13 protein-coding genes are annotated in these 22407 nt (G+C 42.0%); 10 read left to right on the top strand and 3 right to left on the bottom strand.

The features are described from left to right. Nucleotides 1-5: 5 nt before the first annotated feature. On the top strand, nt 6-2624 hold the full coding sequence (gene alaS / locus I2E70_RS00485; protein ID WP_049483478.1) for an alanine--tRNA ligase: 2619 nt from the start codon (nt 6-8) through the stop codon (nt 2622-2624). 373 nt (nt 2625-2997) lie between these two features. Here alaS and nrdF read toward each other — a convergent pair whose 3' ends face one another. From nrdF to nrdH, 3 genes are all read right to left on the bottom strand, one after another. Next, complete coding sequence (gene nrdF, locus I2E70_RS00490; RefSeq protein WP_195422917.1) at nt 2998-3957, bottom strand: class 1b ribonucleoside-diphosphate reductase subunit beta; 960 nt, start codon at nt 3955-3957, stop codon at nt 2998-3000. A gap of 113 nt (nt 3958-4070) precedes the next feature. Then, nucleotides 4071-6230 carry a class 1b ribonucleoside-diphosphate reductase subunit alpha gene (gene nrdE / locus I2E70_RS00495; protein WP_031573442.1) on the bottom strand — a complete coding sequence of 720 codons (2160 nt, stop codon included), beginning with the start codon at nt 6228-6230 and terminating at the stop codon, nt 4071-4073. A 114-nt stretch (nt 6231-6344) separates the two neighbouring features. Then, nucleotides 6345-6563, bottom strand: a complete 219-nt coding sequence (gene nrdH / locus I2E70_RS00500; protein WP_003006408.1) for a glutaredoxin-like protein NrdH — start codon at nt 6561-6563, stop codon at nt 6345-6347. A gap of 476 nt (nt 6564-7039) precedes the next feature. On the opposite strand from nrdH, the gene I2E70_RS00505 reads away from it, so the two are divergent. From I2E70_RS00505 to atpB, 9 genes are all read left to right on the top strand, one after another. Beyond that, a complete protein-coding gene (locus I2E70_RS00505) occupies nt 7040-7303 on the top strand; it encodes a phosphocarrier protein HPr (RefSeq protein WP_003006411.1) in 264 nt (87 codons plus the stop codon). A gap of 4 nt (nt 7304-7307) precedes the next feature. Further along, complete coding sequence (gene ptsP, locus I2E70_RS00510) at nt 7308-9041, top strand: phosphoenolpyruvate--protein phosphotransferase (RefSeq protein WP_049474827.1); 1734 nt, start codon at nt 7308-7310, stop codon at nt 9039-9041. A gap of 328 nt (nt 9042-9369) precedes the next feature. Beyond that, nucleotides 9370-11277 carry a 1,4-alpha-glucan branching protein GlgB gene (gene glgB, locus I2E70_RS00515; protein WP_031573435.1) on the top strand — a complete coding sequence of 636 codons (1908 nt, stop codon included), beginning with the start codon at nt 9370-9372 and terminating at the stop codon, nt 11275-11277. Nucleotides 11278-11327: 50 nt separating this feature from the next. Continuing rightward, nucleotides 11328-12470 carry a glucose-1-phosphate adenylyltransferase gene (locus I2E70_RS00520; protein ID WP_003002477.1) on the top strand — a complete coding sequence of 381 codons (1143 nt, stop codon included), beginning with the start codon at nt 11328-11330 and terminating at the stop codon, nt 12468-12470. After that, nucleotides 12460-13596: a glucose-1-phosphate adenylyltransferase subunit GlgD gene (gene glgD / locus I2E70_RS00525; protein WP_003006422.1), complete on the top strand. Its 1137-nt coding sequence runs from the start codon at nt 12460-12462 to the stop codon at nt 13594-13596. The genes I2E70_RS00520 and glgD overlap by 11 nt, the downstream gene beginning before the upstream one ends. Then, entirely contained in the window at nt 13596-15023 is a 1428-nt protein-coding gene (gene glgA, locus I2E70_RS00530) for a glycogen synthase GlgA (protein ID WP_195422919.1), read from the top strand. Before glgD ends, glgA begins: the two co-directional genes overlap by 1 nt. A 234-nt stretch (nt 15024-15257) precedes the next feature. After that, nucleotides 15258-21212, top strand: coding sequence for a ZmpA/ZmpB/ZmpC family metallo-endopeptidase (locus I2E70_RS00535; RefSeq protein WP_195422921.1), 5955 nt, complete (start codon nt 15258-15260; stop codon nt 21210-21212). A gap of 228 nt (nt 21213-21440) precedes the next feature. Beyond that, complete coding sequence (locus tag I2E70_RS00540) at nt 21441-21641, top strand: F0F1 ATP synthase subunit C (protein ID WP_003006433.1); 201 nt, start codon at nt 21441-21443, stop codon at nt 21639-21641. Nucleotides 21642-21674: 33 nt separating this feature from the next. Further along, nucleotides 21675-22388, top strand: a complete 714-nt coding sequence (atpB, locus tag I2E70_RS00545; RefSeq protein ID WP_024055550.1) for a F0F1 ATP synthase subunit A — start codon at nt 21675-21677, stop codon at nt 22386-22388. The last annotated feature ends 19 nt before the right edge of the window (nt 22389-22407 follow it).

The raw sequence follows: 22407 nt of genomic DNA on the forward strand, positions 1-22407 counted from the left end.
AAAATATGAAACAATTATCTAGTGCACAAGTCCGTCAAATGTGGCTTGATTTCTGGGCAAGCAAAGGCCACTCTGTAGAACCATCTGTTAGCTTGGTTCCAGTAAACGACCCAACGCTTTTGTGGATCAACTCAGGGGTTGCCACTCTTAAAAAATACTTCGATGGAACCATCAAACCTGAAAATCCACGGATTACCAATGCGCAAAAAGCCATCCGTACCAACGATATCGAAAACGTAGGGAAAACTGCCCGTCACCATACCATGTTTGAAATGTTGGGGAACTTCTCTATCGGAGATTACTTCCGTGATGAAGCCATTACCTGGGCTTATGAGCTTTTGACAAGTCCGGAATGGTTTGATTTCCCTAAAGACAAACTTTACATGACCTATTACCCTGATGACAAGGATTCATACAACCGTTGGATCGCTGTTGGGGTAGATCCAAGTCACTTGATCCCAATCGAAGACAACTTCTGGGAAATCGGTGCAGGGCCTTCTGGACCAGATACAGAAATCTTCTTTGACCGTGGAGAAGCCTTTGACCCTGAAAATATCGGTCTTCGTCTGCTTGCAGAAGATATCGAAAACGACCGTTACATCGAAATCTGGAACATTGTCTTGTCACAATTTAACGCAGACCCTGCTGTTCCTCGTAGCGAATACAAGGAATTGCCACACAAGAACATTGATACGGGCGCTGGTTTGGAACGTTTGGTAGCCGTTATCCAAGGAGCGAAGACCAACTTTGAAACAGACCTCTTCATGCCAATCATCCGTGAAGTGGAAAAGATGTCTGGTAAGACCTATGATCCAGATGGCGATAACATGAGCTTCAAGGTGATTGCTGACCACATCCGTTCGCTTTCATTTGCGATTGGTGATGGGGCTCTTCCAGGTAATGAAGGACGCGGTTACGTTCTTCGTCGTCTCCTCCGTCGTGCTTCCATGCATGGGCAAAAATTGGGGATCGAAGGAACCTTCTTGTATAAATTGGTTCCAACCGTTGGGAAGATCATGGAAAGCTACTACCCAGAAGTACTTGAAAAACAAGACTTCATCGAAAAAATCATCAAGAGTGAAGAAGAATCATTTGCTCGTACCTTGAACTCTGGTCAACACTTTGCCCAAACCATCGTTGAAGACTTGAAAGCTAAAGGTCAAACAGTGATTGCTGGTCAAGATGTCTTTAAACTTTATGATACATACGGATTCCCAGTAGAATTGACAGAAGAAATCGCTGAAGAAGCTGGAATGACGGTCGATCGTGACGGTTTTGAAGCGGCTATGAAGGAACAACAAGAACGTGCGCGTGCATCTGCTGTCAAAGGTGGATCTATGGGGATGCAAAATGAAACCCTTCAAAACATTACAGTTGAAAGTAGCTTCAACTACAATGCCAGCCAATTGCCTTCTAAGTTGGTGGCTATCGTAGCAGATAATGCTGAAGTAGAAGCTGTATCAGAAGGGACTGCATCACTGATCTTTGCAGAAACTCCATTCTACGCTGAAATGGGTGGACAAGTTGCGGACCATGGTCAAATCTTGGATGCTACAGGAAATGTCGTAGCTACTGTAACAGATGTACAAAAGGCACCAAATGGACAACCACTTCATACTGTTGAAGTTCTTGCTCCTCTTGCCTTGAACCAAGAATACACCTTGGCGATCGATACCAATCGTCGTCATCGTGTCATGAAGAACCACACTGCAACTCACTTGCTCCATGCCGCTCTTCACAATATCCTTGGTAACCACGCAACCCAAGCAGGATCTCTCAACGAAGTAGAATTCCTTCGCTTTGACTTTACCCACTTCCAAGCCGTAACTCCTGAAGAATTGCGCGCTATTGAACAACAAGTCAATGAAAAGATTTGGGAAGCGATCGCAGTCGAAACGATTGAAACAGATATCGATACTGCTAAAGAAATGGGAGCCATGGCCCTCTTTGGTGAAAAATACGGTAAAGAAGTCCGTGTTGTCACTATCGGTGATTACTCAGTAGAGCTTTGTGGTGGTACTCACGTAGGTAACACTTCTGAAATTGGACTCTTCAAGATTGTCAAAGAAGAAGGGATCGGATCAGGAACTCGTCGTATCTTGGCAGTGACTGGTAAGGAAGCCTTCGAAGCTTATCGTGAACAAGAAGATGCACTGAAAGCAGTCGCAGCAACCTTGAAAGCACCTCAACTCAAAGAAGTCCCTCACAAGGTTGAAGGTCTTCAAGAACAACTCCGTCAATTGCAAAAAGAAAATGCAGAATTGAAGGAAAAAGCAGCAGCAGCGGCAGCAGGCGATGTCTTCAAGAATGTTCAAGAAGCAAACGGACACCGTTATATTGCCAGCCAAGTTTCTGTATCAGATGCAGGTGCCCTTCGTACCTTTGCGGATAACTGGAAACAAAAAGATTACTCTGATGTGCTTGTTCTTGTCGCAGCCATCGGTGACAAGGTCAATGTCCTTGTTGCCAGCAAGACAAAAGAAGTGCATGCAGGCAATGTGATCAAAGAATTGGCTCCAATCGTCGATGGACGTGGTGGTGGTAAACCAGACATGGCCATGGCAGGAGGAAGCAACCAAGCGAAGATCCAAGAATTGTTGGATGCCGTAGCAGGTAAATTGTAATAATAGGAGAGGTTGGATGTTTGTTCAACCTCTTTTTTCAAAAAAGAAGCAGATCCAATTAGAAAAAGATTGCAACAAAAAAACCTTTCCGTCTGGAAAGGTTTCAGATTGAAGATAAAGTCTTCTAAAAAACTTTTCTTAGGTGAGTACGGACGTCAGCGAACTTCAAAGAAGTTCCATGACTTAGTTTTGGACCTAAGGTTCCAAAACTCCCGAGTGCTAGAAACATGATTGTTTCTAGCACTTTTCTCACGGCGGAAAGTTTTTAATCTTCAAAAAATAAAAGTCATTTTTTGAAAATCATCTATCTGTTTTATGTAAAACAATAGGTTGTCTATATTTAAAAACCTTTCCATCTGGAAAGGTTTTTGTCTTATAGGCCGTAGTTGTAATCGTCATCCTGCATAGCTTCTACTTCACCGAGAAGGTAACCATTTCCGACTTGAGAGAAGAAGTCGTGATTAGAAGTACCGGTTGAGATTCCGTTCATGACGATTGGGTTAACGTCATCTGCTGAGTCTGGGAAGAGCGGATCTTGTCCCAAGTTCATGAGGGCTTTATTAGCGTTGTAGCGAAGGAAGGTCTTGACTTCCTCAGTCCAGCCAACACCATCATAGAGGCTCTCTGTGTAGCCTTCTTCATTCTCATAGAGGGTGTAGAGAAGATCATACATCCATTCTTTGAGTTTCTCTTGTTCGTCTTCTGGTAATTCGTTAAATCCAAGTTGGAACTTGTAGCCGATATAGGTTCCGTGAACTGATTCGTCCCGAATGATCAACTTGATGATCTCAGCTACGTTGGCCAATTTGTTGTTTCCAAGATAGTAGAGAGGTGTGAAGAAACCAGAGTAGAAGAGGAAGGTCTCAAGGAAAACGCTGGCGACTTTCTTTTCAAGGGGAGTCCCATTGAGATAGATTTCGTTGATGATTTCTGCCTTCCTTTGAAGGAAAGGATTGGTGTTGGTCCATTCGAAAATCTCTTCGATTTCTGACTTGGTATTCAAAGTAGAAAAGATAGAAGAGTATGACTTAGCATGGACAGATTCCATAAATTGGATGTTGTTAAAGACAGCTTCTTCATGGGGAGTACGAATATCCGCACGAAGAGCCTGAACACCTGTTTCAGATTGCATGGTATCTAGAAGGGTTAATCCCCCAAAGACTTTACCAACTAGGTCTTTTTCTTTATTAGATAACTTTCTCCAGTCATCCAAGTCGTTTGACAAAGGGATACGTGTATCCAACCAGAATTGCTCTGTCAGTTTTTCCCAGGTCGATTTATCGATGACATCTTCGATCGCATTCCAGTTAATGGCTTTGTAGTATGTTTCCATTTGCATCACTTTCTTTTTCTATTCATTCAATCGTTACTATTCTACCATAAATTGATAGAATACCGCACAAAAAGTCGGCGAACCGACTTTTGATAGCTATCTAGGATAGCGGATTAGATGACACAGCTTTCACATTGGTTGGCGCCAACTTCTCCACCATCATCTGTAAAGGTACGGACGTAGTAGATAGACTTGATACCCTTGTTAAAGGCGTAGTTCCGAAGGATAGACAAGTCACGAGTGGTTTGTTTGTTTTCAGTTTTCCATTCGTAAAGACCCTTTGGAATATCGCTGCGCATAAAGAGAGTCAGTGAAAGACCTTGGTCTACATGCTCAGTTGCAGCAGCATAGACATCGATGACTTTTCGCATATCCATGTCGTAGGCAGAAGTGTAGTAAGGAATCGTTTCCGTTGACAATCCTGCTGCAGGGTAGTAGATCTTACCGATTTTCTTCTCTTGGCGTTCTTCAATCCGTTGTGTAATTGGGTGGATAGAAGCAGATACGTCATTGATGTAGCTGATAGATCCATTTGGTGCGACAGCTAGGCGGTTTTGGTGGTAAAGACCATCTGCTTGAACTTTAGCACGCAGTTCTGCCCAATCCTCAGCACTTGGGATAAAGATATCTTTAAAGAGTTCTTTGACGCGATCAGATTTTGGTACAAATTCTCCAGTCGTGTACTTATCAAAGTAAGTACCATTGGCATAATCAGATTTTTCGAAGTTGTGGAAGGTAACACCACGTTCGCGCGCAATGTTGTTTGATTCTACGAGAGTCCAGTAGTTCATGAGCATGAAGTAGATGCTCGTAAACTCAATAGACTCCGGTGATCCGTATTCGATCAATTGTTGGGCAAGGTAGCTATGAAGTCCCATGGCTCCAAGACCAAAGGTATGCGCCAGTTTATTTCCGTGGTCAATAGTTGGAACGGCTACGATATGAGAGCTATCTGTAACGAAGGTCAAAGCACGAACCATGGCACGAATCGAACGACCAAAATCAGGTGAAGTCATCATGTTAACTACGTTGGTTGAACCAAGGTTACAGGAGACGTCTGTTCCCATTTGAACAAATTCTTGGGCATCGTTGATCAAGCTTGGTTCTTGAACTTGAAGGATCTCTGAACACAAGTTACTCATGATGATTTTTCCATCAACAGGGTTTGCCCGGTTAGCAGTATCAATGTTGACTACATATGGATAGCCAGATTCTTGTTGCAATTTAGAAATTTCAGTTTCCAAATCACGTGCCTTAATTTTAGTCTTGCGGATATTTGGATTAGCAACCAACTCATCGTATTTTTCAGTGATGTCGATGTAGTTAAATGGTACTCCGTATTCACGTTCCACAGAGTATGGGCTGAAGAGGTACATTTCTTCATTCTTACGCGCCAACTCGTAGAACTTGTCTGGCACGACGACCCCAAGTGAGAGAGTCTTCACCCGAACTTTTTCATCAGCATTTTCTTTCTTAGTTGAAAGGAAGGCGATGATGTCTGGGTGGAAGACGTTGAGGTAAACCACCCCAGCCCCTTGGCGTTGTCCCAATTGGTTAGAGTAAGAGAAGCTATCTTCGAAGAGTTTCATAACTGGAACCACTCCAGAAGCGGCTCCTTCATACCCTTTGATTGGTGCTCCAGCTTCACGAAGGTTGCTGAGAGAAATCCCAACCCCACCACCGATACGAGACAGTTGAAGGGCAGAGTTGATGGAACGTCCGATCGCATTCATATCATCGGTTACTTGGATCAAGAAACATGATACCAATTCCCCACGGCGGGCACGTCCAGCGTTTAAGAAAGAAGGAGTAGCTGGTTGGTAGCGTTGGTGGATAATTTCGTTTGCGATGTCTCGCGCGATAGCTTCATTTCCATCAGCAAAATAGAGAGCATTGAAAAAGACACGGTCTTCCATGCTTTCAAGATAGTATTCTCCATCATTTGTTTTCAAAGCGTATTGGTTATAGAATTTGTAGGCCGCCATGAAGGACTTGAATTGGAAGTTTTGATCTTTGATAAATTGGGCCAATTCCTCTAAAAATTCAGGACGGTATTTCTCGATAAAAGCTCTCTCAATGTAATTGTGCTCGAGAAGGTACTGAATCTTGTCTGTAATCGAGTCAAAGGTTTTAGTATTTGGTACAACATTTTCTTTAAAGAACGCATCCAAAGCTTCTTTATCTTTATGAAGCATGATTTGGCCGTTTACTGGACGGTTGATTTCATTGTTAAGACGAAAATACGTCACATCTTCAAGAGATTTTAATCCCATAATAATCCTTTTCTAGTTCAAAAAAATGAAGAGGAGAAGTCCTCTCTTTCCAAGTAAAAAGTCTAGTGTTAGGTTGCTAACGCTAGACCCTATTTAAGCAAAATACTGTGTTTATTAAGAAAGTTTCTTCAACTTAGCTGGTTGAAAACCAGAAAATACTTCATCCGGTGTTTGAATAACTGGAGCAGCATTGAAGCCAAGGTTCTTAACATGCTCTACAAATTCTGGCTGTTCATCTAAGTTAATTTCGCGGTATTCCACATGATTGCTATCGAGGAATCGCTTGGTCATTTTGCATTGAACACAATTATTTTTTGAATAAATGGTTACCATTTCTTTTTCGTTCTCCTATCGAAATATAAATCTGTAAACAGTATAAACAAAATCCAGCAACTTGTCAACAAAATAAAACTAAATATTGTGCAAAGATATGAAATGGGGTTTTTAAAACACAATATATTGTGGTGAACGGAAATTGAGAAATTCCAAGAAATGGGATAGGAATAGGCTTTAAAGCATCTTTAATTAGTTATAATTTTTTTGTGAATCAATATCCTGTGGTACACTTGCTTCTTTTTATTTGAAAGCGGAGGAAAATGTTACTTATAATATAGTAGAAAATTGAAAAGATTTGTTCTCCATTCTTCAGGTACTTCTTAGAATGTATCTAAATTGGGATTTTTCGCAGTCTTTTTCTGTAAGTCAGTGATAAAAATCTTGAAAAAAATTTCAAAAGATGATATAATACCAAATTGTAAGGGTTATCAAAAGGTAACTCAAAAACTATTTTTTAAAAGGAGAGTCCAATTATGGCTTCTAAAGATTTCCACATCGTGGCAGAAACAGGTATCCACGCACGTCCAGCAACTTTGTTGGTTCAAACTGCTAGCAAATTTGCATCAGACATCACTCTTGAATACAAAGGTAAATCAGTTAACTTGAAATCAATCATGGGTGTTATGAGCCTTGGTGTTGGTCAAGGTGCTGACGTTGTAATTTCTGCTGAAGGTGCTGACGCTGATGATGCAATCGCAGCTATTTCAGAAACAATGACTAAAGAAGGATTGGCTTAAAAATATGACAAAAATGCTAAAAGGAATTGCAGCATCTGACGGTGTTGCCGTTGCTAAGGCATATTTGCTCATTCAACCAGACTTATCATTTGAGACTGTTTCAGTCGAAGATACAAGTGCAGAAGAAGCTCGTTTGGATGCAGCTCTTGAAGCTTCACAAAACGAGCTTTCTCTTATTCGGGAGAATGCAGTAGCAAGCCTTGGTGAAGAAGCAGCGCAAGTTTTTGATGCGCATATGATGGTTCTTGCTGACCCTGAAATGATTGGTCAGATCAAAGAAACAATTCGTACGAAAAAAATCAATGCAGAAGCAGGCTTGAAAGAAGTCACTGACATGTTCATTGCAATCTTTGAAGGAATGGAAGACAATCCTTACATGCAAGAACGTGCAGCAGACATTCGCGACGTTACCAAACGTGTCCTTGCCAACTTGCTTGGTAAGAAATTGCCAAACCCTGCTTCTATCAATGAAGAAGCAATCGTGGTAGCGCATGACTTGACACCATCTGATACAGCTCAGTTGAACAAAAAGTACGTAAAAGCCTTTGTTACTAACATCGGTGGACGTACCAGTCACTCAGCTATCATGGCGCGTACACTTGAAATCGCAGCTGTTTTGGGTACAAATAACATTACAGAACTTGTCAAAGATGGTGATGTTTTGGCTGTTTCAGGGATCACTGGTGAAGTGGTGATCAACCCTACTGAAGAACAAATCGCAGCCTTCAAAGCAGCTGGTGAAGCTTATGCCAAACAAAAAGCTGAATGGGCTCTCCTTAAAGATGCTCAAACAGTGACTGCTGATGGAAAACACTTCGAGTTGGCTGCCAACATCGGTACCCCTAAAGACGTTGAAGGTGTAAACGATAATGGTGCAGAGGCAGTTGGTCTCTATCGTACAGAATTCTTGTACATGGATTCTCAAGACTTCCCAACAGAAGATGACCAATACGAAGCCTACAAAGCTGTTCTTGAAGGTATGAACGGTAAACCTGTTGTCGTTCGTACAATGGATATTGGTGGGGATAAAGAACTTCCTTACTTCGATCTTCCTAAAGAAATGAACCCATTCTTGGGTTACCGTGCTTTGCGTATTTCTATCTCTGAAACTGGTAATCAAATGTTCCGTACACAATTGCGTGCCTTGCTTCGGGCATCTGTCCACGGTAAATTGCGGATCATGTTCCCAATGGTTGCTTTGTTGACTGAGTTCCGTACAGCTAAAGGTATTCTTGAAGAAGAAAAAGCGAAATTGCTTGCTGAAGGTGTTGCTGTGGCAGATGATATCCAAGTAGGGATCATGATTGAAATCCCAGCTGCTGCGATGCTTGCGGACCAATTTGCTAAGGAAGTTGATTTCTTCTCAATTGGTACAAACGACTTGATCCAATACACAATGGCTGCTGACCGTATGAACGAACAAGTTTCATACCTTTACCAACCATATAACCCATCTATCCTTCGTTTGATCAACAACGTGATCAAGGCGGCTCACGCTGAAGGCAAATGGGCTGGTATGTGTGGTGAAATGGCCGGTGACCAAACTGCTGTTCCACTTCTTGTCGGAATGGGCTTGGATGAGTTCTCTATGTCAGCTACATCTGTCCTTCGTACACGTAGCTTGATGAAGAAACTCGACACAGCTAAAATGCAAGAATACGCTAACCGTGCTCTTACTGAATGTTCAACAATGGAAGAAGTTCTTGAACTTTCAAAAGAATACGTGAACGTAGACTAAGAATTCAACAAGACTAAGACAAATCTGTCTTAGTCTTTTTTTACATTGTTCATAAAAATGTTCATTTTATTCGTAATAAACTAGTTAGTAATAAAAATAGTGATTTAAATGTTCGGTTTTTGTTTGATTTTCCTCATATATATAGTATAATCGTAAGTAAGATAAGGAGGATGACCAAGGAAGGATCGAAAAGGTTCGGGAAAGAAAATGGAAAAACTTTTCCTGATAATTTTACATGATTTTACAGGAATCAACTTGAAAATTAAGTGATTTTATAGTAGAATAATACCAAATAGAAAACGCTTTCAAAAAGCAAAGAGGTGAGTATATGGATAGAAGCACAGACTTATGGACATTTGGAAGAGGGGATAATTTCCATCTTCAAGAGTACTTAGGAGCTCACAAGGAAACAAGGGGAGAACAAGAAGGCTTTACCTTCCGTGTTTGGGCTCCCAATGCTCAGGCGGTGGATCTGATTGGTGATTTCACTGATTGGGAAGCTCGTAAAATTCCAATGGTTCGTAATGAAGGAGGCGTCTGGGAAGTCTTCTGTTCCGATGCAAAAGAGGGAGATATATACAAGTATTTGGTGACTCGACAAAATGGTCATCAGGTGCAAAAAATCGATCCTCTAGCGTTATGGATGGAAAAGAGACCCAATACAGGATCTATTATTAAGACCATTCCAGAGAAAAACTGGAAAGATGGTCTCTGGAGAGCACGCCGTAAAAAACTTGGTTTTAAGGAACGACCTGTTAATATTTACGAGGTTCATGCAGGATCTTGGAAACGAAATGAGGATCACAGTTCCTACACCTTCAAACAACTAAAAGATGAACTCATTCCGTATCTGGTAGAGATGAACTACACCCACGTGGAATTTATGCCAGTGATGGCCCATCCATTGGGCTTGAGTTGGGGCTATCAGCTCATGGGATATTTTGCACTCGAGCAGACTTATGGTAGCCCAGAAGAGTTTCAAGACTTCGTGGAAGAATGCCACCTCAACAATATCGGAGTGATCGTGGATTGGGTACCAGGACATTTCATTATCAATGATGATGCCTTGGCTTATTATGATGGAACACCAACCTTTGAATACCAGGATGAACATCGTGCCCATAACTACGGATGGGGAGCCTTGAACTTCGATTTAGGGAAGAATCAAGTCCAGTCATTCTTGATTTCTAGTTTGAAGTTTTGGATTGATACCTATCATTTAGATGGGATTCGGGTCGATGCTGTGAGTAATATGCTCTATCTTGACTACGATAGTGGTCCATGGACACCAAATATTGATGGTGGAAACCTCAACTACGAAGGCGTTCATTTCCTTAGACGGTTGAATGCGATTATCAAGAACGAACACCCAGATGTCATGATGATTGCAGAAGAAAGTTCTGCTGGTCAAAAGATCACGGGTCCTGAAGAAGAAGGTGGACTTGGCTTTGACTATAAATGGAATATGGGGTGGATGAATGATATCCTTCGATTCTACGAAGAAGATCCCATCTACCGGAAATTTGACTTTAACCTGGTAACCTTTAGTTTCATGTATGCATTTTCTGAAAACTTCTTACTACCATTTTCACATGATGAAGTGGTGCATGGTAAGAAGAGTTTGATGCATAAGATGTGGGGAGATCGTTACAATCAATTTGCTGGACTCCGTAACCTCTTGACCTATCAGATTTGCCATCCAGGTAAGAAATTACTCTTTATGGGTTCAGAATTTGGTCAATTTTTGGAATGGAAGTCAGAAGAGCAACTGGAATGGGGCAATCTAGAGGATGAAATGAATGCTAAGATGCGTCGTTTCACTTCTCAGCTCAATCATTTCTACAAAGAACACAAGGAATTGTGGGAGATTGATGATAGCTTTGATGGCTTAGAGATTATTGATGCAGATAACCGGGATCAGAGCGTCTTGTCTATGATCCGGAAAAATCGTAAAGGCGATCTTTTGGTTTGCGTCTTCAATATGGCACCAGTAGAACGCAAGGACTTTACGATTGGTGTGCCTGTATCAGCGGTCTATGAAGAAATTTGGAATACAGAATTAGAAGAATGGGGAGGTGTCTGGAAAGAGCACAATCCGACAGTTCAGTCTCAAGATGGACTGTGGAAGGATTATGAACAAACTTTGACCTTTACTTTGCCGGCTTTAGGGGCTAGCATTTGGAAGGTGAAACGGAAGGTTCGCAAAACGAAATCTAAAACATCAGATAAAAAATGATGATCGGTTGACTCTAAGGGAGTCCAAGCTTTAAAAAGAGGAAGTAGTCAATGAAGAATGAAATGCTCGCTTTAATTCTTGCCGGTGGGCAAGGAACACGTCTTGGAAAATTAACCAAAAACATCGCGAAACCTGCGGTTCAATTTGGTGGGCGCTATCGGATTATCGATTTTGCTCTCTCAAACTGTGCCAACTCAGGAATTCACAATGTTGGTGTGATTACACAGTATCAACCCCTTGCCCTTAACAGCCATATTGGGAATGGTTCCAGCTGGGGTTTAGATGGAATCAATACGGGTGTGTCTATTCTCCAACCTTATTCAGCTAGTGAAGGAAATCGTTGGTTTGAAGGAACTAGCCATGCTATTCTTCAAAACATCGACTATATCGATAGCATCAATCCGGAATATGTCTTGATTCTATCTGGGGACCACATTTACAAGATGGATTACGATGACATGCTTCAAGCGCACAAGGATAATAACGCAAGTTTGACCGTTGCAGTCCTAGATGTACCTTTGAAGGAAGCAAGCCGTTTTGGAATCATGAATACAGATGCCAATAATCGGATTGTCGAATTTGAAGAAAAACCAGCTGAACCAAAATCAACTAAGGCTTCAATGGGGATTTACATCTTTGACTGGGCTCGTCTGCGCAATATGTTGGTTGCTGCTGAAAAGAGTGATATCGATATGTCAGACTTCGGTAAAAATGTCATTCCAACGTATCTAGAATCAGGCGAAAGTGTTTATGCTTATGAATTCAATGGTTATTGGAAAGACGTTGGTACGATTGAGTCTCTTTGGGAAGCCAATATGGAATATATCGATCCAAATAATGCCTTGGATAGTCGCGATCGTCACTGGAAAATCTATTCACGCAACCTTATTTCACCACCAAACTTCTTTGGAGAACATGGTCACATCGAAGATTCTCTTGTCGTCGACGGTTGTTCGGTAGACGGTACAGTCAAACACTCCATCTTATCAACAGAAGCTCAAGTTCGTGAAGGAGCAGTTGTTGAAGATGCTGTCGTGATGAGCAATGCCATTATCGGTAAAGGAGCTGTCGTGAAACGCGCGATTATCGGAGAAGGTGCAATCATTGCAGAAGGTGTCGTGATTGATGGAACAGAGGAAGTACAAGTTGTCGGTTACAATGAAAAAGTGGGGGTAGCAACAGATGAAGATTGATAAATATTCAGCCATTTTAGGAAATACAGTTGGGTATCATGATATGTCCACTTTGACCAGCCATCGTCCGGTAGCCTCCCTACCGTTTGATGGGAAATACCGCTTGATTGACTTCCCGTTGTCTAGTCTTGCGAATGCTGGTATTCGTAGTGTTTTTGGGATTTTCCAACAAGAAAATATTAGTTCGGTCTTTGACCATATTCGTTCAGGTCGTGAGTGGGGCTTGTCTACTTTATTGAGCCACTATTACCTCGGAATCTATAATACTCCAGTTGAAAATACAACGGTAGGGCCAGAATACTACCAACAATTATTGACCTATTTGAAACGGTCTGGTTCCAACCAAACAGTTGCTTTAAACTGTGATGTTTTGATGAATATTGACCTCAATCAAGTTTTCCACTTGCATAATAGCGTTGACCGTCCGATTACAGTTGTTTACAAAAAGTTGCATCTTCAAAATATCTCTGAAGTCAATGCTGTCTTGAAAATTGATGAAACAGACCATGTTACAGAGCAAAGACTTTTTGATGGCAAGGATCCTGACGAAGTCTACAACATGTCAACAGATGTCTTTATTGTGGACACTCCTTGGTTGATTGAAAAAATTGAAGAAGAAGCCAAGAAAGAATACCCACAAAAATTGCGCTATATCTTGCGTGATTTGGCAGTGGAATACAATGCTTTTGCCTTTGAATATACAGGCTACCTTGCCAATATTCATTCAGTGGAATCCTACTACCATGCAAACTTGGATATGTTGGAAAACCAAAAATTCATGAAGCTCTTTTCACCAAATCAAAAAGTGTATACGAAAGTGAAGAATGAAGAACCAACGTATTATTCCAAGACTTCACATATTAAATCGTCTCAATTTGCTTCGGGTAGTATTGTAGAAGGAACCGTTGAACGATCCGTTGTTTCACGTCGGGTACACCTTCATCAAGGTTCAGAGGTCCGCAGTAGTCTTCTCTTCCCTGGTGTTGTGATTCATGAAAATGCAATCGTCGAACATGCCATCCTGGATAAGGGTGTCGAAGTGGCTGCTGGTGTGACGATTCGTGGGACAGAAGAAGCACCTGTCGTGGTTAAAAAAGGAACGATTGTTACAGAGGATATTGTCTAATGAAACTATTATTTGTTGCAGCTGAAGGAGCACCGTTTTCTAAAACAGGTGGTTTGGGAGACGTTATTGGCGCTCTTCCTAAATCCTTAGCGAAAAGTGGTCATGATGTGCGTGTGATCCTCCCTTACTATGATATGGTAGAGGCTAAGTTTGGAGATCAAATTGAAGATATCTTGCATTTTGAGACCAAGGTTGGCTGGAGAAGTCAATATGTTGGTGTGAAACGCATTGTGCGCGATGGCGTCACCTTTTACTTTATTGATAACCAACACTATTTCTTTAGAGGACATGTGTATGGTGACTTCGATGATGGCGAACGCTTTGCCTTCTTCCAGCTCGCGGCCTTAGAAACGATGGAACGAGTTGACTTCGTTCCAGATGTTCTTCATGCCCATGATTACCATACGGCGATGATTCCTTTCTTGCTGAAGGAAAAATACCGTTGGATTCAAGCTTATCATGGAATTAAAACAGTATTGACCATCCATAATTTGGAATTCCAAGGTCAGTTCGACCCAGGAATGTTGTGGGACCTATTCGGAGTTGGATTTGAACGCTATGCAGATGGAACGCTTCGGTGGAATGATTGCCTGAACTGGATGAAAGCTGGTATTCTATATGCTGACCGTGTAACAACCGTTTCTCCTAGCTATGCGCATGAGATTATGACTGCTGAATATGGTTGTGGCTTGGATCAGATCCTTCGAATGGAGTCTGGCAAGGTGACCGGAATTGTTAACGGGATTGATGCGGATCTGTATAATCCTGAAACGGATCCACTCTTGACGTATCACTTCAGTCTCTCAGATCTTTCAGGTAAAGCAGCTAGCAAACGAGCTCTTCAAGAACGTGTTGGTCTACCTGTTCGCGATGATGTTCCTTTGTTTGGGATCGTCTCTCGTTTGACACGTCAAAAAGGTTTTGATGTGGTGGTAGAAGAGTTGCATCAACTTTTGCAAAAGGATATTCAGATTGTCTTGCTCGGTACAGGAGATCCTGGATTTGAAAATGCCTTTGCTTGGTTTGGTCAAGCCTACCCAGATAAACTTTCAGCGAATATCACATTTGATGTCCAATTGGCTCAAGAAATCTATGCAGCGTCGGATGTCTTCTTGATGCCAAGTCGCTTTGAACCGTGTGGCCTTTCTCAAATGATGGCCATGCGTTATGGAACCCTTCCTTTGGTGCATGAAGTCGGCGGACTCCGTGATACCGTTCAACCGTTTAATGCTGTTGATGGAAGTGGAACAGGCTTTAGCTTCAATAATTTGTCTGGCTATTGGTTCAACTGGGCAGTTGATGAAGCCTTGGCTGTCTACTACAATGACAAACAGGCTTGGTATGGTCTCCAAGAGCAAGCTATGACGCGTGACTTCTCATGGGATACGGCTAGTCAACGATACAATGATTTGTACCAATCTTTATAAATAGATCTATGATACAAACGCCTTTCGAGGCGTTTTTTTGTGTTGCTTTCTTCCTATAAAGAAAACGGTTTATATTTTTGAGTTTTAGAGCTTGCTAAAATAGAAGAAAAAAGATAAGATAGGTAAAGGTAAAAAATCCCGGGAAGGTTCTTATTTCTGGAAAGGATCCCAGCCTCTCTAAAAATAATCAGGTCCCTGCTCGAGGATTAAATATTACTATATAGGAATTTTAGGATGAAAAAAGCGAAACAAACGTTTGAAAAAATGACCAAATATTCGATTCGAAAATTATCTGTCGGTGTTGGTCCGGTAGCCATTGGAGCCTTTTTATTAGGAGGAAGCTTGTTAGGAGCTCGTCCTGTCCAAGCTGATCAGATGACTCTACCTGCTCATGTGCACTTAGGATATGTGACAGAAGAAGAGCTGACTGCTGAAGAAAAAGCACAGGTGATTCATGCAATCCCTGAAGCATATCAAAATGAAGATACTTTCTATCTCGTCTATAAGAAGAAGGAAGTAACTCAGTCGGTTCTTCCTCAAACAGGAAGTCAGGAAGTTGCCCTCTTTGGCCTAAGTTTAGCTACAGCTTCCTTTGCGGTCCTCTTACTTTCTAAAAAGCACCGGAAGAAGGTCATGGGCGTCCTTTTGATTGGAGCCATGGGACAAAGTCTTCTACTTCCAGTTGAAGTCGCAGCCCTACAAAATCAAGTTTTGCGCGCCTATAATCAGGATCTTGCGATCGCATCGAGCAAAGATCTTGCAAATGGCGTGATTCAAATTGACGGCTATGACTATATTGGTTATTTGCGCTACCCGTCAGTCCAAAAGACGAGCTTACAAGAGCCAAAGGCTATGCAGGAAACGAAACCTTCTGTAGAAGGAACGATCAAAACAAGTACAGGGATTCCACAAGTGGAACCACAAGCGCGTGTGACGCCAGAAGTCGCTCCAGCCTTTCCTCAAGTTGAAAAACCAAGCCTGGAAGTCTCTACTGAGCCTGTGCCATTTGAAACCGTCAAGCAAGCTGATCCTACATTAGCCAAAGGGCAAACCAAGGTGCTGACTGCTGGCCAAAATGGGGAGCGGACCCTATTGACAGAAGTGAGTGTGGTAGATGGACAAGAAGTTCGCAGAGTCGTTGAAAGCAAGGTCACCAAAGAACCAGTTTCACAAATTCTTGCTGTCGGGACAAAAGAAGATGCCCAACCAACCCCTCAACCCAATCCTTCTCCAGTTGTAACGGCTAAGGGGACACAAGAAGAAGGCCATGTTGGCGAAGCCCCTGTTCAACCAGAGAACCCAGCCTATACAGGTGTGGTGGAAGCCAAAGGGACACAAGAAGAAGGCCATGTTGGCGAAGCCCCTATTCAACCGGAGAACTCAACCTATACAGGTGTGGTGGAAGCCAAGGGGACGCAGGAAGAAGGTCACGTGGGTGAAGCTACTGTTCAACCGGAGAACCCAGCCTATACAGGAGTAGTGGAAGCTAAAGGGACACAAGAGGAAGGCCATGTTGGTGAAGCTCCTGTACAGCCAGAGAATCCAGCCTATACAGGAGTAGTGGAAGCCAAGGGAACACAGGAAGAAGGCCATGTTGGTGAAGCTCCAATTCAGCCTGAGAACCCAGTTTACCAAATAACGGAAGGAACAGTTACAGAAACAGAAACGGTGCTCCTTCCATATACAACCGAGTATGTAGCGGATGCCAATCGTTATACCGATGAAGAAAGCCTTCTTCAGAAAGGAGAGACCGGTAGCCAGGAAATTCGCCGTGTTTATAAGACGGTCAATGGTGAGAAGATTGGTGAGCCTCTCAGTACGACAACTGAAACGGTAAAAGCTCCTGTGACAGAAAAAATTAGTCGTGGGACTAAGGCGATTGAAGGCCAAACAGAGGATGTTTCGTTTGAAGAAATTCCATTTAAGACGGTAACCGAACAAGATGCCACCTTGCTAAAAGGAACCGAAAGGGTTTCTCAAGTCGGTAAAAATGGGAAGAAAAAAATCACCAAGGTCTATAAGACCATTAAAGGTGTCAAAACAACGGATGCTCCTACAATTTCTGAAGAAGTAGTAGAACAAGCCCAAGATCAGATCATTCAACAAGGGACCAAAGAACTTGATAAGCCTACCTTAACTTTGACCCAGGTCGATAAGGAAGAATTGAAGCGCAGTGCTAAAGCTACTTATCATTTGGATAAACCAGACGGTGTGACCATCAAGTCCATCCAGGCTGTATTGAAGAAGGGTGATCAAGTGGTGAAAACTTTTGCCCTTTCTGAGACAGATTTGGCAGCTGCCTTAGCGGACTTGGACTACTACAAAGATTATACGCTGGCAACGACCATGGTCTATGACCGTGGAAATGGGGATGAAGAAGAAGTTCTCAAGGAAGAACCACTAAGGCTTGACCTTAAAAAAGTTGAAGTCAAAAACATCAAGGAAACTAGTCTGATTAGCGTGGATGACCAAGGCCTTGAGACTGATCGTAGCCTCTTGTCAGAAACGCCTTCAGATGTGAAACCTTATTACTTAAAGGTTACCACCCATGATAATAAGGTCACAAAACTGGCCGTTGATAAAATCGAAGAAGTAACGGTAGATGGCGTGACCCTCTACAAAGTAACAGCCAAAGCTCCTGATCTCATCCAACGGACTGCGGACAACCAGTTCAGTGAGGACTATATCCACTATATTGCGAAACCAAAAGCACATGAAGGTGATGTCTACTACAATTTCAACGAACTTGTAAAAGCCATGCAAGCCAATCCGACTGGAACCTTTAAACTGGGTAGCAATATGAATGCGGCTAATGTCCAGCCAGCAGGGAAATCCTATGTGACCAATGCCTTCAAGGGAATTTTGGAAAGTACGGATGGAAATAAATTTGCCATCCATAACATTACAAGACCATTATTTGGAAACATCGAAGGTGGCTCGGTTAAGAATCTCTTGCTTGAAAATGTCAATATTGACCTACCTGGGACAGATCGAGTAGCACCAATCGCAGGTGTCATCAAAAACAATGCAACTGTTGAAAATGTTAAAGTAACAGGAAGTGTTGTTGGGAACAATGACGTAGCAGGGATCGTCAATAAAATTGATGGTAGTGGGAAGGTCAGCAATGTTGCCTTTATCGGGAAACTGCACGCTACTGGCAACAAAGGTGGCTATCTAGCGGGTGTTGTTGGTGAGAACTGGAAAGGTGTCGTTGAAAAAGCTTACGTTGATGCTGAAATCACTGGGAACAAAGCCAAAGCTGCAGGTCTCGTTTATTCCTCTCAAAATGGTGGAAATAACCACACAGTGGGTAAAGAAGGGGTTCTCAGAAACTCCGTTGCTAAAGGTTCAATTGAACTCAAAGAAGCAGTTCAGTCTGGTGGATTACTAGGGACCAACTGGGCCTTGGGGACTATTGAAGACAACATCACCATGATGAAAGTCAAAACTGGTGAGATGGTCTTTGGTCACTCAGATATTGACGCGGATGATTACTTTACCTATTCAAGAACCAAGCGCAACTACAGTGTAGAGGGCGTGAGTGAAGGGAAGAAAACCTATAACAACTCTCGTAAAATCCCTAGCATTTCCCTTGCAGAAGCTGAGCAGAAAATTGAAGCAATGGGGATTACTGCTGATAAATTTGAAAGCACGAAACCTGTTGAAGATACGCTTAATAACCTTGTTAACAAAGACGATCAATACAATTCAATCACTGCTTATGATGCGACTCGTGAGCTAGCTTACCGCAATATTGCTAAACTGCAACCATTCTACAACAAAGAGTGGATTGTGGATCAAGGAAATAAATTGGCTGCGACTAGTCCTCTCTTGACCAAGGAAGTCTTGTCTGTGACGGCCATGAAGGGCAATGATTTTGTAACAGAATTGGCTGATGCTGATCACATCCTGATCCATTATGCGGATAAGACAAAAGATATCTTTAGCATGACACCGAAAGACTCTAAGGTCAAACAAGTCAAAGAGTACAGTGTAGCGGAGCTCGGTGAAGTGGTTTACACGCCGAATATGGTGGACAAAGACCGGAGTGATCTCATTCATGCGATCGTTGATAAATTAAATCCCGTCGAATTACAATCTGACCCAATCTACACTCATCTTGGTAGAACAGGACCTAACAAAGTCAATGCCATTAAGAACCTTTACCTCGAAGAAAGCTTCCAAGAAGTCAAAGACAATCTGACTCACTTTGTGAAACAACTGGTTGAAAACCAAGACCATCAATTGAACACGGATGAGACTGCCAAACGGGCGCTTATCAAGAAAATTGAGGATAACAAGGCAGCGGTTCTCCTGGGTCTCTCTTATCTCAACCGTTATTACGGAGTGAAGTTTGATGATGTCCATCTCAAACAGCTCATGTTGTTCAAGCCAGACTTCTATGGTAAGAATGTTGATGTCTTAGACCGCTTGATTGAAATCGGTTCAAAAGAAGACTATATCAAAGGAACTCGTACCCATGATGCCTTCCGTGAAGTCGTGGCTAAATCGACTCTTTCTGGAAATCTTAATGACTTCCTGAAGTACAACATGGAGCTCTTTACAAGTGACACAGACTTGAATGATTGGTTTATCAAAGCAACCAAAGACAATGTCTATATTGTAGAGCCAAAAACAACAACTCCTGAGTTTGCCGATAAGAAACATCGAGCATACGAAGGCTTAAACAATGATGTTCACGGTAAAATTATCTTGCCACTCTTGAACTTAAAAGATGCCCATATGTTCTTGATTTCAACCTACAATACCATGGCCTATAGTTCCTTCGAGAAATATGGTAAGAACACGGAAGCGGAACGAAATGCCTTCAAAGCGGAAATCGACAAGGTGGCTAAAGGACAACAGGATTACCTGGATTTCTGGTCACGTCTCGCAACGGATAAGGTTCGCAATCAGCTCCTGAAGAGCAACAATATGGTGCCGACCCCTGTTCTCGATAACCAAAACTATAAAGGCATTAGCACAGATCGTTATGGACATACAGATAGTGGCAAAGATGTCGCTCCAATCCGTGAATTGTACGGGCCTACCGATCGTTACCATGCGACAGATTGGCGCATGGGGGCTGTAGCTCGAATTTACGGAAATCCATATAAAGACGACTCTGTCTTCTTCATGGTGACCGATATGATTAGTGACTTTGGGGTTTCTGCCTTTACCCACGAAACGACGCATGTCAATGACCGTATGGTTTACTTAGGTGGTTGGAGACACCGCGAAGGAACAGATATTGAAGCCTTTGCCCAAGGAATGCTCCAAACACCATCTGTATCTAATCCAAATGGGGAATACAAAGCCTTAGGTCTCAACATGGCCTATGAACGTCCTAACGATGGCAACCAATGGTACAATACCAATCCAAACAATCTTCAATCACGTGATGAGATTGATCGCTACATGAAAGGTTATAACGATACGCTCATGCTTCTGGATTACCTAGAAGGGGAAGCTGTATTGGACAAACATAGTAAGGACTTAAACAATGCTTGGTTCAAGAAGGTTGATAAACAATACCGAGGAGCGAACACCAAGAATCAATTCGATAAGGTTCGGGCTTTGAGTGATGAGGAAAAAGCGATTGCTTTAAATACAGTAGATGACCTCATCACCAACAATTTCATGACCAACCGTGGTCCTGGAAACGGGGTCTATAATCCATCAGACTTTGGTTCAGCCTATGTGACGGTACCGATGATGACAGGTATCTATGGTGGGAACACCAGTGAAGGGGCTCCTGGAGCCATGTCCTTCAAACACAATACCTTCAGACTCTGGGGTTACTATGGCTATGAAAAAGGATTCCTGGGTTATGCTTCAAACAAGTATAAACAAGAGTCCAAACAAGCTGGACGTGCCACTCTAGGAGATGACTTCGTCATTCAGAAGATTTCTGATGGAAGATTCAGTACCCTTGAAGACTGGAAGAAAGCTTACTTCAATGAAGTGGTGACCAGTGCCAAAAATGGAATTCAGGCTATTGACATCGATGGGAAGACCTACAATAGCTATGAAGGCTTGAAACGTGCATTTGCTGAAGCAGTGGATAAAGATAAGGTTACTCTAAGTAACGGTTCTGTCAAATTTGACAATACCCTTGCCTTGAAAGAAAAAATCTTTAAGAAATTACTGCAACAAACAGACAGTTTCAAAACGTCTATCTTTAAATAATCGAATTCTCTCATCTGCTGAGCAGGTGAGAGTTTTTTAGAAGGAAAAATGAATAGAGGTGGACAAAGCGTCTAAAAATTAAAAGAAATCAATCGTAGATAGGAAAAATTATCATATTAAAAAAATAACGTAATTTCACTAAAACGCTTACTTTTATAGGAAATATTTGACTATTATATCTTTTAGGAGTAAACTAAGGAGGTAAAATTTATAAAAGGAGAATTCATCATGAATTTAACATTTTTAGGTCTTTGTTTAGCCTGTTTTGGTGTATCACTGGCAGAAGGTTTGATGATGAGTAGCTTATTGAAATCTGCGTCTCGTCAACCAGAAATTATCGGTCAATTGCGTAGCCTCTTGATTCTTGGTGTTGCCTTTGTCGAAGGTACTTTCTTCGTAACCTTGGTTATGGCCTTTATTATCAAATAGACGCTTCTATTTTAGAAAAGGAGGTGTCAAACCTTGGAAGAAAGTATCAATCCAACGATTACTCTTGGACCTGTATCTTTTAATTTGACCCTACTTGCTATGACCCTGATTTCTGTTTTCGCCGTTTTTGGCTTCATTTATTGGGCCAGTCGAAAAATGTCGATCCGACCAAAAGGCAAACAAAATGTGCTGGAATACGCATATGACTTTGTCGTAGGCTTTACAAAAGGAAATATTGGGGAACATTACATAAAGGACTATTCCTTGTTCTTGTTTGTTCTTTTCCTCTTTCTTTTAGTAGCCAATAACATTGGATTGATGGCTAAAATCGAAACGACCAATGGTTACAATTTGTGGACATCACCAACCGCTAACCTGGGTTATGACTTTGCCTTTTCATTTTTGATCACCTTAATCGCCCATGTAGAAGGAATTCGCAGACGTGGTGTGAAGGAATATTTAAAGGCTTTTGTGACACCCGGATTTATGACCCCCATGAATATTTTGGAAGAATTAACGAACTTTGCCTCCTTGGCACTTCGGATCTTCGGAAATATCTTTGCGGGTGAGGTACTAGCAAGCTTGCTTGTGACTTTGTCGCATCAAGCTGTTTATTGGTATCCATTTGCCTTTATTGGAAGCATGGCGTGGACAGCGTTTTCGATTTTCATTTCATGTATCCAAGCCTATGTGTTTACCATGTTGTCATCAATTTATATTGGTAAGAAAATTAATGGTGAAGAGTAAGTAGAGGAGGAGTAGAAGA

The organism is Streptococcus parasanguinis (genome assembly GCF_015556095.1).
Classification (GTDB): domain Bacteria; phylum Bacillota; class Bacilli; order Lactobacillales; family Streptococcaceae; genus Streptococcus; species Streptococcus parasanguinis_Q.

Excerpts from the sequence above, each read along its gene's own strand:
- alaS (WP_049483478.1), top strand. The coding sequence starts at position 6 with ATGAAACAATTATCTAGTGCACAAGTCCGTCAAATGTGGCTTGATTTC.
- nrdF (WP_195422917.1), bottom strand. The coding sequence starts at position 3,957 with ATGGAAACATACTACAAAGCCATTAACTGGAATGCGATCGAAGATGTC.
- nrdE (WP_031573442.1), bottom strand. The coding sequence starts at position 6,230 with ATGGGATTAAAATCTCTTGAAGATGTGACGTATTTTCGTCTTAACAAT.
- nrdH (WP_003006408.1), bottom strand. The coding sequence starts at position 6,563 with ATGGTAACCATTTATTCAAAAAATAATTGTGTTCAATGCAAAATGACC.
- I2E70_RS00505 (WP_003006411.1), top strand. The coding sequence starts at position 7,040 with ATGGCTTCTAAAGATTTCCACATCGTGGCAGAAACAGGTATCCACGCA.
- ptsP (WP_049474827.1), top strand. The coding sequence starts at position 7,308 with ATGACAAAAATGCTAAAAGGAATTGCAGCATCTGACGGTGTTGCCGTT.
- glgB (WP_031573435.1), top strand. The coding sequence starts at position 9,370 with ATGGATAGAAGCACAGACTTATGGACATTTGGAAGAGGGGATAATTTC.
- I2E70_RS00520 (WP_003002477.1), top strand. The coding sequence starts at position 11,328 with ATGAAGAATGAAATGCTCGCTTTAATTCTTGCCGGTGGGCAAGGAACA.
- glgD (WP_003006422.1), top strand. The coding sequence starts at position 12,460 with ATGAAGATTGATAAATATTCAGCCATTTTAGGAAATACAGTTGGGTAT.
- glgA (WP_195422919.1), top strand. The coding sequence starts at position 13,596 with ATGAAACTATTATTTGTTGCAGCTGAAGGAGCACCGTTTTCTAAAACA.
- I2E70_RS00535 (WP_195422921.1), top strand. The coding sequence starts at position 15,258 with ATGAAAAAAGCGAAACAAACGTTTGAAAAAATGACCAAATATTCGATT.
- I2E70_RS00540 (WP_003006433.1), top strand. The coding sequence starts at position 21,441 with ATGAATTTAACATTTTTAGGTCTTTGTTTAGCCTGTTTTGGTGTATCA.